Origin of the sequence: Streptomyces aurantiaciflavus (assembly GCF_049808595.1) — a bacterium.
In the GTDB taxonomy this organism is placed as follows: Bacteria; Actinomycetota; Actinomycetes; order Streptomycetales; family Streptomycetaceae; genus Streptomyces.
On the sequence record NZ_JBNCAQ010000010.1, the window covers coordinates 53,835 to 66,178 of the forward strand.

Here is a 12,344-nt window from a genome sequence, read left to right on the forward strand (position 1 = left end):
CATGCTGACGGACACGACCCCGCCGGGAACCATGGTGCCCGCCGACGAGATCACCGCCACAGGGGGGCACGCGATGCGAGACCACGAAGGACAGACCACCGGAGCGGGGCGGATCTCCCTCCTCAAGACGCTCTGGTACCGCTCGCGCGCCGAGGCCCGCGACGACGCCGAGGCGGGCCGTTCCATCACGATGCCGCTGCAGAGCGGCCTCCCCCCGCTGAAGCAGGTGCTGCGGCGCCTCGCCCTGGCCCTGCTCGTCCTGGCCCTCACCACACTGATCGTCTATGTCGACCACGCCGGCTACAAGGACAACTCCGACGACTCCGTCGACTTCCTCGACGCCGCCTACTACGCCACGGTCACCCTCTCCACCACCGGCTACGGCGACATCACTCCCGTCAGCGACGCGGCCAGGCTCGTCAACATCCTCGTCATCACCCCGCTGCGTGTGCTGTTCCTGATCATCCTGGTCGGCACCACGCTCGAGGTACTCACCGAACGCACCCGCCACCAGGTCCGCATCCACCGCTGGCGCACCCGCACCCGCGACCACGTCGTGGTCGTCGGATACGGGACCAAGGGCCGCCACGCCGTGGAGACGCTGGTCGGGCAGGGCATCACCAAGGAGCAGATCGTCGTGGTGGACGCCCAGCGCAAGGCCGCTCTCGCGGCAGGAGACGATGGCCTGGTCTCGGTGACCGGGGACGCCACCCGCTCCGAGACGCTCCTCAAGGCCGAGGTGCAGAACGCCGCCCGGGTGATCGTCGCCCCCCAACGCGACGACACCGCCGCCCTGGTCACGCTCACCGCCCGTCAGATGAACCGCCGCGCCACGATCGTGGCCGCCGCCCGGGAGGACGAGAACGTGCCCCTGCTCAAACAGAGCGGCGCGGACACCGTGGTGACCAGCTCCAGCTCCGCCGGCCGGCTGCTCGGCGTCTCCATGGTCAGCCCGACCGTGGCCAGGACCCTGGAGGACCTGATGACGCTCGGCAGCGGCCTCGACCTCGTCGAACGCCCCCTCACCCCGCAGGAGGTGGGGAAGTCGCCCCGCGACTGCGCGGACCTCGTGGTGGCCGTCGTCCGGGGCAGGGACCTGCTGGACTTCACCGACCCTCGACTCACCCACCTCCAGGCAGGAGACCGTCTGATCACGGTGAGCCGGGCGACGGTCATCGAGCAGGCGTGACCCGGATGGCCGACACACGGCCACTCGAATGTTTCACGTGAAACGGGCCAGGCCAGCCCCAGGCGGGTGTTTCACGTGAAACACGCCCATGCGGTACTTGCCTCTCCCTTGCCATGTTTCACGTGAAACAGACGCCGATCCCTGCGGTGGCCCACGGCAGGTCGAGCAGTTCCGCTTCCTCATCGGCCCGTGTCCCACCCGGCGGTACGACGGCGAGGGCATCGGCCGCCGCGATACCCCGCAGCATCGCCGGGCCGTTGTAGTGCAGTGGCACGGCATGATCACCGCGCAGAACCACCGGAATGAGCCGGGTGTCGTACGGGTGGCCGTGCGCCGCCTCCCGCAGAGGCAGCGTGTACGGCTCCTGAGCCGGGTGGGCGGCGAGCGTCCGCAGCAGGGGCTCGGCGAGCGTCAGCAGGCCGGAGACGGCCGCGAGCGGGTTGCCGGGCAGCCCGACGAGGTGCTGGTCCTCCTTGAGGCGGGCCAGCAGCATCGGGTGGCCGGGGCGGACCTGGACACCGTCGACGAGGAGCTCGGCGCCGAGGCGGCGCAGGGTGGGATGAACATGGTCGACGGGACCCGCGGCCGTGCCACCGGTGGTGACGATCAGGTCGGCCGAGGACCGGGCGAGGGCCTGGTGCAGGGCCTCCGCGTCGTCGCCCAGCCTGCGCAGGGCCACGACGTCGGCGCCCAGCGCGCGCAGCCATGGCGGCAGCATCGGGCCGAGCGCGTCCCGGATGAGCCCGTCGTGCGGGCGGCCCTCGGTGAGCAGTTCGTCGCCCAGGACGAGCACCTCGACCCGGGGGCGGGGGACGGCGGCCAGGGTGTCGTACCCGGCCGCCGCGGCGAGCCCGAGGACGGCCGGGGTCACCACCGCTCCGCCGGGCAGCAGCTGGTCGCCGGAGCGGCACTCCTGGCCCCGGGGACGGATGTCCTGGCCGGGCTGGACCTCGCGGGCCGGGTGCAGCCGGCCCTTCTCGTCGGTGTGGCCGTGCTCGCTGCGCAGCACCGCGGTGGTGTCCGGGGGGATCCGGGCGCCGGTGGCGATGCGGGCGGCCTCCCCGTCGGCGAGCGGCGCGGGTTCGGCGTGCCCGGCCAGGACACTCTCGTCCCGTACGTCCCAGGGGCCGGGGCCGGCGACGGCCCAGCCGTCCATCGCGGAGGTGTCGAAGGAGGGCAGGTCGGTGAGGGCGGTGAGGGGGGCGGCCAGGACGAGGCCGAGGGCGTCGCCGAGAGTCACGGAGACGGGCGTGCGGCGGGCGGCTGGGGAGCGGGCGGCACGACCGGCGATCGCACGGGCGTCGGTCCAGGGGGTGGCCCGGTGGCGGGGCTCCGCGCCGGAGGGGCGCGTGTGGTGGCCGTGGCCGGGCGCGGTCGCCGGCACGGGTCCAGAGCCGTGGTCGCCGGCGGGGCGCGCGGAGTGCTGGTCGTCCTTCACGAGGGCGAGTACCTCCTCGACGTCGAGGTCCTCGGCGTCCTGGCCGTCCCGGATTCCGGGGGCGGTCATCCGGCGTCCGGGCGGGTGTCGGGCGTGGCGTCCGGGGCCACGTCGGAGCGGCCGTCGGCGGACTCGTCGGCCCAGCGCAGGGCCAGGGCGGCGGCCTTTCGGGCGGCCTCGGCGACGGCTTCGGGGCCGCCCTGGGCCCGCGCGGCGGCGTAGCCGACCAGGAAGGTGGTCAGCGGGGCCGCGGGCCGGGCAACTCCGTGGGCGGCGTCGCGGGCGAGGTCGAGGAGGACATCGGTGTCGACGTCGAGGTCGATGCCCAGCTCGTCCTTGACTGCGGAAATCCATTCATCCAACACGTGGCCATGCTCCCTGATGCGTGCCCTGGCGGTGGCGATGTCGTCCCAGGTGTCGCAGTCGAAGGACGCGACGGGATCGGGGACGCGGGTGAGGTCGAGTCCGGCGGTGAGCCGGCGCAGGGGAAGGCCGGTGAGGCCGCCCTGCTTCTCGCCGAGCGCCGTCAGTCGGCGGCGCAGGGCGGCCGTTCGGTACGCGGCGACGAGCGGCTGGTCGCGGCCGTCGGCGTCGGTGACCAGCGCGCCCTCGGCTTCGCCGGTGTCCAGGGCGGCCAGCAGGCGCCGTACGGTGTCCGCCCCGAGGAAGGGCAGGTCGGCGGAGAGGACGACGACGAGGTCGGCGGTGGTGTGGCGCAGTCCGGCGCCGAGGGCGGCGAGAGGGCCCGCGCCGGGCGGGTCCTCGCGGGCCCACCGCACCGGACGGAGGGTGGGCCGGGGGTCGGCCACGACGACGGTCGTGCGCGCGCCGGCGCAGGCCGCGAGGACGCGGTCGAGCAGCGCGCGCCCGCCCACCCGCACGCCGGGCTTGTCGGCGCCGCCGAGGCGGCGGGCGCCGCCACCGGCGAGCACGACGGCGTCGTGGGCGGGGGACTCGCGGGTGGCCGCTTCCCGGGGCTCGTTCGCAGTCACCCCCCGAGTATGCGCGGCTCCCCGATCACAGGGAACGCGGGAGCCCCCGTGCCTTCACAGAGTGCGCAGCAGCACCGCCGGCTGTTCCACGCAGTCCGCCACGTAGCGCAGGAAGCCGCCCGCCGTGCCGCCGTCGCACACCCGGTGATCGAAGGTGAGCGACAGCTGGACGACCTGGCGGACGGCCAGTTCGCCTTCGTGGACCCAGGGCTTGGGCACGATGCGGCCGACGCCGAGCATGGCGGCCTCGGGGTGGTTGACGATCGGCGTGGAGCCGTCGACGCCGAACACACCGTAGTTGTTCAGGGTGAAGGTCCCGCCGGTCAGTTCGGCCGGGGTGAGGGTGCCGGTCCGGGCCGCCTCGGTGAGGCGGGCGAACTCCGCGGTGAGCCCCTCGGCGTCCCGGGCGTGCGCGTCGCGGACGACGGGCACGACGAGCCCCCGCTCGGTCTGCGCGGCGAACCCGAGGTGGACGTGGTCGAAGAGGACGACCTCCCTGGCCTCCTGGTCGACGGTGGAGTTGAGCTCGGGGAAGCGGGCCAGGGCCGCGGTGCAGATGCGGGCCAGCAGGGCGAGAAGGGAGATCTTGGGGCCGCCGGCGGCGTTCATGGCCGTCCTGGCGCGCATCAGCTCCGTCGCGTCGGCGTCCACCCAGCAGGTCGCGTCGGGGATCTCGCGGCGGCTGCGGGAGAGCTTGTCGGCGACGGCACCGCGGACGCCCTTGAGCGGGATACGACGGCCTTCGGCAGGGGCCGACGGGGCGGGCGCGCCGGCCGTCGGGGTCACCGGGGCGGGCCGTGCGGGGACGGCGGCCGTCGCCCCCCGCGTGTGCTGCGCCGCCGTCGGTCGTGTCACCTGCCCCTGGGACGCTGCCGCCCGCAGCGCGTCCTCCACATCCGCCCGCAGGATCAGGCCGTCGGGTCCTGATCCCCTCAGCTCCCGCAGGTCAAGGCCGTTCTCCCGGGCGAGGCGGCGCACGAGGGGCGAGATGACGGGGACGGGACCGTCCGCAGCCAGGGCCGTGGCAGTACCCGGGCCGTCGAAGCCACGGGTGCGCCCGTCGGGCGCCGTGGCCGTGCTGGGAGCGTCGGGATCCGGCCGTACCGGGGGTGCCGGCTGCCCGGGCGTAGCCGGACGCACCCGGCGCCGGCGCGCGGGCGCCTCCGACGTGCCGTATCCCACCAGCACGTTGCCCGAGCCCTGAGTGCCCGGGCTCTGCGTCGTACCGTCGGAGGCCGGCGCGCCGACCGCGACCGTCAGCAGCGGGGCGCCGACGGGCAGTTCCGTGCCCTCCTCGCCGAAGCGGGCGGTGACCACACCGCCGTAGGGGCAGGGGACCTCGACCATCGCCTTGGCCGTCTCGACCTCGACGACCGGCTGGTCGACGGCGACGACGTCACCGACCTGGACGAGCCAGCGGACGATCTCCGCCTCGGTGAGCCCCTCCCCGAGGTCGGGGAGCTTGAATTCCAGCACCTGTGCCATCAGCTCTCGACCTCCCACTGCAGACGCGCCACGGCGTCCAGGACGCGGTCGACGCCGGGCAGGTGGTGACGCTCCAGCATCGGCGGCGGGTAGGGGATGTCGAACCCGGCCACGCGCAGCACCGGCGCCTCCAGGTGGTGGAAGCAGCGCTCCGTGACCCGGGCCGCGATCTCCCCGCCCGGGCCTGAGAAGGAGCCCGATTCGTGGACGACGACCGCGCGGCCGGTCCGTCGTACCGAGGCGCAGACCGTCTCGTCGTCGAACGGCACCAAGGAGCGCAGGTCGACGACCTCGAGGTCCCAGCCCTCGGCCCGGGCCGCCTCGGCGGCTTCGAGGCAGACGGGCACCGACGGCCCGTACGTGATGAGTGTGGCGCTCCGGCCCGGGCGCCGCACCACCGCGCGGCCGACGGGTTCAACGGTCTGCGGTTCCTCCGGGTTCCAGGTGTCCTTGGACCAGTACAGGCGCTTGGGTTCGAGGAAGACGACCGGGTCGTCGGAGGCGATCGCGGCGCGCAGCAGGCCGTAGGCGTCGGCGACGGTGGCGGGCGTGACGACATGGAGCCCCGGAGTCGCCATGTAGTACGCCTCGGAGGAGTCGCTGTGGTGCTCGACGCCGCCGATGCCGCCCCCGTAGGGGACGCGGATGGTGATCGGCAGCGGCATACGGCCGCGGGTGCGGTTGCGCATACGGGCGACATGGCTGATGAGCTGCTCGAACGCCGGGTAGGCGAAGGCGTCGAACTGCATCTCCACGACCGGGCGCAGGCCGTACATGGCCATGCCGACGGCCGTGCCCAGGATGCCCGCCTCGGCGAGCGGGGTGTCGGTGCAGCGGTCCTCGCCGAACTCCTTGGCGAGTCCGTCGGTGACCCGGAAGACGCCGCCGAGGGTGCCGACGTCCTCGCCCAGGACGTGCACGGACGGGTCGGCGGCCATCGCGTCACGGAGCGCGCGCGTGAGGGCCTGCGCCATGGTGGCCGGCTTGACGGCGACAGTGGTCATCAGCGCCCCTCCTCCCCTTCCGCCTCCAGCTCCGCCCGCAGCTGGGCGCGCTGCTCGCACAGTTGGGGGGTGGGCTCGGCGTACACATGGGCGAACAGGTCCATGGGGTCGAGCGCCGGGTCCTGGTTCATACGGGCGCGCAGGTCGGCGGCCATGGTCTCGGCGGCGTCCCGCGCCGCCTGCCTCGTCTCGTCGTCGAGCAGTCCGCGCGCGGTCAGCTCGCGCTCCAGCAGCAGGATCGGGTCGTGCTCGCGCCAGGTCTCGACCTCGGCGTCGCCGCGGTAGCGGGTGGCGTCGTCGGCGTTGGTGTGGGCGTCGATGCGGTAGGTGACCGCCTCGACGAGGGTCGGGCCGCCGCCCGCGCGCGCGTGCCGTACGGCCTCGCCGAGCACCTCGTGCACGGCCGCCGCGTCGTTGCCGTCGACCAGCCGGCCCGGCATGCCGTACCCGACGGCCTTGTGGGCCAGGGAGGGGGCGGCGGTCTGCTTGGCGAGCGGGACGGAGATGGCGAAGCCGTTGTTCTGGACGAGGAAGACGACCGGTGCCTGCCAGACGGCGGCGAAGTTCAGCGCCTCGTGGAAGTCGCCCTCGCTGGTGCCGCCGTCGCCGACCATGGCGAGCGCGACCACGTCGTCGCCCTTGAGGCGGGCGGCGTGCGCGAGGCCCACGGCGTGCGGGAGCTGGGTGGCGAGCGGGGTGCACAGGGGCGCCACCCGGTGCTCGTGGGGGTCGTAGCCGGTGTGCCAGTCGCCGCGCAGCAGGGTGAGGGCCTCGACGGGGTCCACGCCGCGTGCGACGGCCGCGAGGGTGTCGCGGTAGCTGGGGAAGAGCCAGTCGCGGTCCTGCAGGACGAGCGCGGCGGCGACCTCGCAGGCCTCCTGGCCGGTGCTGGAGGGGTAGACGGCGAGCCGGCCCTGCTTGGTGAGGGCGGTCGCCTGCGCGTTGTAGCGGCGGCCGCGCACCAGCTGGGCGTAGAGCCGGCGCAGCAGCTCCGGGTCGGCCTGCGCGGCCGCCTCGGTGCCGAGGACGCGGTAGGGCTCCGCGTCGGGCAGCAGCGGCGCGGGGTCGGTGCGGGGCTGCCAGGCGGGCGGCGGAGTCGGCCGATACGCGCCCCGCTGCTCCATGACCGTCATGACGGCACCTCCTCATGGGAGTGGCTACGGGAGGCGTGTCGGCTGTGACCCGCCTCACCTACCGATTGTTCGGTCGTCGGCACATTTTGGCTACAGGCACCCTCAGGCTGTGGACAAACGGTTCTGCACAACCTGAGATGGACGCAGGACGTCCACGGCGGAGAGGCGGGGGGACATGACACCTGAACAAATGGCCGACAGCCCGGACGGCGGATCCCCGCTGCCACCGCCCCGCCCGCTCGACGCCATCGATCAGGACATCCTGCAGATGCTCCAGTCGGACGGCCGCGCCTCGATACGGTCGGTCGCCGAGCGGGTGCACGTCTCACGCGCCAACGCCTACGCGCGCATCAACCGGCTCGTCGAGGACGGCGTCATCCGCGGTTTCGGCGCCCGCGTCGACCACGAGCGCGCCGGCCACGGCACCTCCGCGTACATCACGCTGAAGATCGTCCAGAACTCCTGGCGCACGGTGCGCGAGCAGCTCAGACAGCTGCCCGGCGCCTCCCACATCGCCCTGGTGGGCGGCGACTTCGACGTGCTGCTGCTGGTGCACACGCCCGACAACAGGGCGCTGCGCGAGCTGGTGCTCACCCGGCTCCAGGCGATCCCCGAGGTGCTCAGCACGCGCACGCTGCTGGTGTTCGAGGAGGAGGACCTGGAACCACAGGGGTGAACGGCCCTCCCGCGCGGTCAGCCGGCGGCCATCGCCGCGCCCAGCAGGACCGCGAACGTCAGCGGAAGCAGCGCACAGCCGAGCCCGGTTCCGGCCACCGCCATCCGCAGCCCGCGCACCGACCGGCGGTGCGGCAGCGCCCAGGCGAGCGCGAGCAGGCCGGACGCCCAGTAGAGGATGCCGCCGAAGGCACCGGGGCCGTCCTGGGAGGCGAACCAGCGGTACTCCCACACGAGGGCGGGCAGACCGAACAGCGTGGCCACGGCAGGCGCCCTCCACCACGTCCGATGGGCGGCGGAGCGGGACGGCACGACGTTCTTCGACATGCCTCCCAGCCCATCACCGCCGGCCGTCCGGGACATCGGGAGGCGTACTCATCCCCGTCACGCGCGCGTACTCACCCCGACGCGCCCTCAGCGGGCCCGGCGCAGCCCTTCGAACACCAGCCGGGCGACGGCGTCGCCGACTTCGCGCTCACTCGTCCCCCGCCCGTCCGGCCGGTACCACTCGACGATCGAGTTGATCATCCCGAAGACCAGCCGGGTCGCGAGCCGCACCTCCACGTCGGCGCGCACGTCCCCGTCGACGGCGGCCGCCTTCAGCAGCGCGGCGACCCGGTGGTCGAAGTCGCGGCGGCGTTCCAGCGCCCACCGCTCGGTGTCGGTGTTGCCGCGCACCCGCAGCAGCAGCGTCACATAGGGCAGCTCGGCTATGAGCACCTCGACCATGCGCCGCACGACGTACTCCAGGCGGTCGGCGGCGCGCCCCACGCGCGCGTGCTCCTCGTCGAGGATCCCGAAGAGGCCGTCCAGCGCCCGGCTGACCGCGCGGCGCAGCAGCTCCTCCTTGCCGGCGACATGGTGGTAGATCGACGACTTGGAGATGCCGGCCGCCCTGGAGAGGTGCTCCATGGAGGTGCCGTCGTAGCCGCGCTCGTTGAAGACCTGCACGGCGACCGACAGCAGGGTCTCCGGGGTGTACGTGTCGCGCTTGGCGGTGGTCATGAGGTCCCCTCCCGCTTGTCCGTGGCGTGTCCGTGGCGGTACAGGGCCAGGGAGGGCGCGTAGCGGCCGGAGGGCTCTCGCAGGTTCAGCTCCTCCAGAAGGTCGTGCGCCCAGATCCTGCCGAGCCTGCGGCTCCACTCGAAGGGGCCGAGCGGGTAGTTCACACCCAGGCGCATCGCGGTGTCGATGTCCTCCTCGGTGGCCACGCCCTTGGCGACGGCGTCGTGCGCGAGGTCGACGATCCGGGCGACCGTGCGGGCGACGATCATGCCGGGGACGTCGCCGATGACGCTGACGTCCTTGCCGAGCGCCTGGAACAGGCCGATGGCCTCCGAGAGTGCCTGCGGGGAGGTGTCCTTGGAGGCGGACAGGGCGATGCGGGTGGCCTTGCGGTAGTCCAGGGCGAGGTCGAAGTAGACGACGTCCCTGAACTCCACGGAGGTCTGCCCGTCGGCGAGCGCGAGCTGGCCGTCACCGGGCAGCACCAGGCGGGTGCCGTGGTCCTCTTCCTCCTCGCGGACCTGGATGCCCGCCTCGCGGATCATCGCGAGCAGCTCCGAGGCGGGGCCCAGGTTCCCTTCGGCGACGACGTAGGCGGGCGGCCGGTGCTTCTCCGCGGTGTGCGGTTCGGCGCGTTCGGCTCCGTCGCGGTAGTCGTACCAGCCCTGGCCCGTCTTGCGGCCGAGGCGGCCCGACTCGACCAGACGGCGCTGGGCGAGCGAGGGGGTGAAGCGAACGTCCTGGAAGAAGGACTGCCACACGGAATGCGTGACGGACTCGTTGACGTCCTGTCCGATCAGGTCGGTCAACTCGAACGCGCCCATCCGGAAGCCGCCCGACTCCCGCAGCACCGCGTCGATGGTGGCCGGGTCGGCGCCCTGGGCCTCGTAGACCGCGAACGCCTCGGCGTAGTAGGGCCTTGCGATGCGGTTGACGATGAAGCCGGGGGTGTCGGCGCAGGCGACGGGTGTCTTGCCCCAGGCGCGGGCGGTCTCGTACGCGCGCGTGGCCGAGGTGACGTCGGTGGCGAAGCCGGAGACGACCTCGACCAGCGGCAGCAGCGGCGCGGGGTTGAAGAAGTGCAGGCCCACGAAACGGCCCGGGTTGCGCAGGGCGCCACCGATGGCCGTCACCGACAGGGACGAGGTGTTGGTGGCGAGCAGACAGTCCTCGCCGACGACGTCCTCCAGAGCGCGGAACAGCTCCTGCTTGACGTCCAAACGTTCAAGGACGGCCTCCACGACCAGCGCGCAGCCCGCGAGCCCGGCAAGGTCGTCCACGGGCGTGAGACGGGCGCGGGCGGCGTCCCGCTCGGCGGCGGTGAGACGGTCCTTCTCGACGAGCCGGTCGAGGCGCGCGCCGATCGCGGCGGCCGCTTCCCGGGCGCGGCCCGCGACGGCGTCGTACAGCCGCACGGGGTGGCCGGCGACCAGCGCGACCTGGGCGATGCCCTGGCCCATGGTGCCGGTGCCGACGACGGCCACGGGGCTGCTGAGGTCGAGTGCTGTCATGTGCGCGATCCTCCCGCACGGGGTTTCCACAGATGCGGCGGACCCCCTTGTCCCGACCGATCGTTCGGTTACTCTAACTCTGACTGTGTGTTCCTGTCCCTGATTCCGCCCAGGTCCTGAGCTCGACGAGGAGCTCCTGAGACGAGGAGTTGGTCCCGCATGGCCGCCGAACTCACCGCGCACGCTCTGATCGCCAAGCACCGGCCCACCCTCGACCAGGCCCTGGAAGCGATCCGCACACGCGCGTACTGGTCCCCCCATCCGGAACACCCGAAGGCCTACGGGGAGCACGGCAGTCTGGACGCGGCGGCGGGCAAGGCGGCCTTCGACGCCGTTCTCGGCACCCGCCTCGACCTCGGCCAGCCCGGCACCGACGACTGGGTGGGCGGCGAGATCTCCCCGTACGGCGTCGAACTCGGCGTGACGTACCCGCACGCGGACATCGACGTGCTGCTGCCCGCCATGAAGGCCGGACAGCGCGCCTGGCGGGACGCGGGCGCGGAGATCCGCGCGGTGGTCTGCCTGGAGATCCTCAAGCGGATCAGCGACCGGACGCACGAGTTCGCGCACGCGGTCATGCACACCTCCGGCCAGGCCTTCATGATGGCGTTCCAGGCGGGCGGCCCGCACGCGCAGGACCGCGGCCTGGAGGCGGTGGCGTACGCGTACGTGGAGCAGGTCCGCACGCCCGACACCGCGGAGTGGACCAAGCCGCAGGGCAAGCGCGACCCGCTGGCGCTCACCAAGCGGTTCACCGCGGTCCCGCGCGGGATCGCCCTGGTGATCGGCTGCAACACCTTCCCGACGTGGAACGGCTATCCGGGCCTGTTCGCCTCCCTCGCCACCGGCAACGCGGTCCTGGTCAAACCCCACCCGCGCGCGGTGCTGCCGCTCGCGCTGACCGTGGCCGTCGCGCGCGAGGTGCTCGCCGCGGCCGGCTTCGACCCCAACCTGGTCGCGCTGGCCGCCGAGCGCCCCGGCGAGGGCATCGCCAAGACCCTGGCCACCCGGCCCGAGATCCGGATCATCGACTACACCGGCTCCACCTCCTTCGGCGACTGGCTGGAGACCAACGCCCGCCAGGCCCAGGTCCACACGGAGAAGGCCGGCGTCAACACGGTGCTCGTGGAGTCCACCGGCGACTACAAGGGCATGCTCTCCAACCTGGCCTTCTCGCTGTCCCTGTACAGCGGCCAGATGTGCACCACCCCGCAGAACCTCCTGATCCCCCGCGACGGCATCCGCACCGACCAGGGCCCCAAGGCCTACGACGAGGTCGTCGCCGACCTCGCCCGCGCGGTCGACGGTCTCCTCGGCGACGACGCGCGCGCGAACGCCCTGCTGGGCGCGATCGTCAACCCGGACGTCAAGGCCCGTCTGGAGGCCGCGGCCGGCCTGGGCGAGGTCGCGCTGGCCTCGCGCGCGGTGAGCAACCCGGAGTTCCCGGACGCGGTCGTGCGCACGCCCGTGATCGTGAAGCTGGACGGCGCGCGGAAGTACTGGGAGGGGACCGACGACGAGGCCGCCTACATGAGCGAGTGCTTCGGGCCGGTCTCCTTCGCCGTAGCCGTCGACTCCGCGGCGGACGCCCTCGACCTGCTGCGGCGCACGGTCCGCGAGAAGGGCGCGATGACGGTCGGCGCGTACACCACCGACGAGGAGGTCGAGCGGGCTGTCGAGGAGGTCTGCCTGGAGGAGGCCGCCCAGCTGTCCCTCAACCTCACCGGCGGGGTCTACGTCAACCAGACGGCCGCCTTCTCCGACTTCCACGGCTCGGGCGGCAATCCGGCGGCGAACGCCGCGCTGTGCGACGGGGCGTTCGTGGCGAACCGGTTCCGGGTCGTCGAGGTGCGTCGGGAGGCCTGAGAGCTCCGGGGGCCGGGTGGATCGCGCGGTGCGGGCCGCTGTGCCG

The 12,344-nt window shown here is 73.2% G+C and carries 11 protein-coding genes; 3 read left to right on the top strand and 8 right to left on the bottom strand.

Translation table 11 applies throughout. The annotated features are described in order from the left end of the window. Window positions 1-73 precede the first annotated feature (73 nt). Entirely contained in the window at window positions 74-1,189 is a 1,116-nt protein-coding gene (locus ACPT94_RS13715) for a potassium channel family protein (RefSeq protein WP_360349559.1), read from the top strand. A gap of 118 nt (window positions 1,190-1,307) precedes the next feature. On the opposite strand, the gene ACPT94_RS13720 is transcribed toward ACPT94_RS13715, so the two are convergent. Genes ACPT94_RS13720 through pdhA form a run of 5 tightly spaced genes read right to left on the bottom strand, consistent with a single transcriptional unit; the run spans window position 1,308 to window position 7,241 of the window. Beyond that, window positions 1,308-2,696, bottom strand: a complete 1,389-nt coding sequence (locus ACPT94_RS13720; protein ID WP_360349515.1) for a molybdopterin molybdotransferase MoeA — start codon at window positions 2,694-2,696, stop codon at window positions 1,308-1,310. Further along, window positions 2,693-3,619, bottom strand: a complete 927-nt coding sequence (locus ACPT94_RS13725) for an NTP transferase domain-containing protein (protein WP_360349512.1) — start codon at window positions 3,617-3,619, stop codon at window positions 2,693-2,695. Before ACPT94_RS13725 ends, ACPT94_RS13720 begins: the two co-directional genes overlap by 4 nt. Window positions 3,620-3,673: 54 nt before the next feature. Continuing rightward, window positions 3,674-5,104 carry a dihydrolipoamide acetyltransferase family protein gene (locus ACPT94_RS13730; protein WP_360349509.1) on the bottom strand — a complete coding sequence of 477 codons (1,431 nt, stop codon included), beginning with the start codon at window positions 5,102-5,104 and terminating at the stop codon, window positions 3,674-3,676. Then, the gene (locus tag ACPT94_RS13735; RefSeq protein ID WP_360349506.1) at window positions 5,104-6,108 is read right to left on the bottom strand and encodes an alpha-ketoacid dehydrogenase subunit beta; all 1,005 of its coding nucleotides are present in this window, start codon (window positions 6,106-6,108) and stop codon (window positions 5,104-5,106) included. The genes ACPT94_RS13730 and ACPT94_RS13735 overlap by 1 nt, the downstream gene beginning before the upstream one ends. Continuing rightward, window positions 6,108-7,241 carry a pyruvate dehydrogenase (acetyl-transferring) E1 component subunit alpha gene (gene pdhA, locus ACPT94_RS13740; RefSeq protein ID WP_360349503.1) on the bottom strand — a complete coding sequence of 378 codons (1,134 nt, stop codon included), beginning with the start codon at window positions 7,239-7,241 and terminating at the stop codon, window positions 6,108-6,110. Before pdhA ends, ACPT94_RS13735 begins: the two co-directional genes overlap by 1 nt. A gap of 190 nt (window positions 7,242-7,431) precedes the next feature. Between pdhA and ACPT94_RS13745 the strand changes: the two genes are divergently transcribed. Next, window positions 7,432-7,917 carry an Lrp/AsnC family transcriptional regulator gene (locus ACPT94_RS13745; RefSeq protein WP_360349556.1) on the top strand — a complete coding sequence of 162 codons (486 nt, stop codon included), beginning with the start codon at window positions 7,432-7,434 and terminating at the stop codon, window positions 7,915-7,917. 17 nt (window positions 7,918-7,934) lie between these two features. Here the strand turns inward: ACPT94_RS13745 and ACPT94_RS13750 are convergent, their stop codons facing one another. From ACPT94_RS13750 to ACPT94_RS13760, 3 genes are all read right to left on the bottom strand, one after another. Then, window positions 7,935-8,243: a hypothetical protein gene (locus ACPT94_RS13750; RefSeq protein WP_360349501.1), complete on the bottom strand. Its 309-nt coding sequence runs from the start codon at window positions 8,241-8,243 to the stop codon at window positions 7,935-7,937. Window positions 8,244-8,330: 87 nt separating this feature from the next. Then, entirely contained in the window at window positions 8,331-8,921 is a 591-nt protein-coding gene (locus ACPT94_RS13755) for a TetR/AcrR family transcriptional regulator (RefSeq protein ID WP_360349499.1), read from the bottom strand. Next, window positions 8,918-10,432, bottom strand: a complete 1,515-nt coding sequence (locus tag ACPT94_RS13760) for a 3-hydroxyacyl-CoA dehydrogenase (protein WP_425245932.1) — start codon at window positions 10,430-10,432, stop codon at window positions 8,918-8,920. The genes ACPT94_RS13755 and ACPT94_RS13760 overlap by 4 nt, the downstream gene beginning before the upstream one ends. A gap of 159 nt (window positions 10,433-10,591) precedes the next feature. Here ACPT94_RS13760 and paaN point away from each other — a divergent pair, with 159 nt between their 5' ends. Next, window positions 10,592-12,298 (top strand): phenylacetic acid degradation protein PaaN, encoded by a 1,707-nt coding sequence (gene paaN / locus ACPT94_RS13765; protein WP_425245933.1) that lies wholly within the window; start codon window positions 10,592-10,594, stop codon window positions 12,296-12,298. The last annotated feature ends 46 nt before the right edge of the window (window positions 12,299-12,344 follow it).

Excerpts from the sequence above, each read along its gene's own strand:
- ACPT94_RS13715 (WP_360349559.1), top strand. The coding sequence starts at position 74 with ATGCGAGACCACGAAGGACAGACCACCGGAGCGGGGCGGATCTCCCTC.
- ACPT94_RS13720 (WP_360349515.1), bottom strand. The coding sequence starts at position 2,696 with ATGACCGCCCCCGGAATCCGGGACGGCCAGGACGCCGAGGACCTCGAC.
- ACPT94_RS13730 (WP_360349509.1), bottom strand. The coding sequence starts at position 5,104 with ATGGCACAGGTGCTGGAATTCAAGCTCCCCGACCTCGGGGAGGGGCTC.
- ACPT94_RS13735 (WP_360349506.1), bottom strand. The coding sequence starts at position 6,108 with ATGACCACTGTCGCCGTCAAGCCGGCCACCATGGCGCAGGCCCTCACG.
- pdhA (WP_360349503.1), bottom strand. The coding sequence starts at position 7,241 with ATGACGGTCATGGAGCAGCGGGGCGCGTATCGGCCGACTCCGCCGCCC.
- ACPT94_RS13745 (WP_360349556.1), top strand. The coding sequence starts at position 7,432 with ATGGCCGACAGCCCGGACGGCGGATCCCCGCTGCCACCGCCCCGCCCG.
- ACPT94_RS13750 (WP_360349501.1), bottom strand. The coding sequence starts at position 8,243 with ATGTCGAAGAACGTCGTGCCGTCCCGCTCCGCCGCCCATCGGACGTGG.
- ACPT94_RS13755 (WP_360349499.1), bottom strand. The coding sequence starts at position 8,921 with ATGACCACCGCCAAGCGCGACACGTACACCCCGGAGACCCTGCTGTCG.
- ACPT94_RS13760 (WP_425245932.1), bottom strand. The coding sequence starts at position 10,432 with ATGACAGCACTCGACCTCAGCAGCCCCGTGGCCGTCGTCGGCACCGGC.
- paaN (WP_425245933.1), top strand. The coding sequence starts at position 10,592 with ATGGCCGCCGAACTCACCGCGCACGCTCTGATCGCCAAGCACCGGCCC.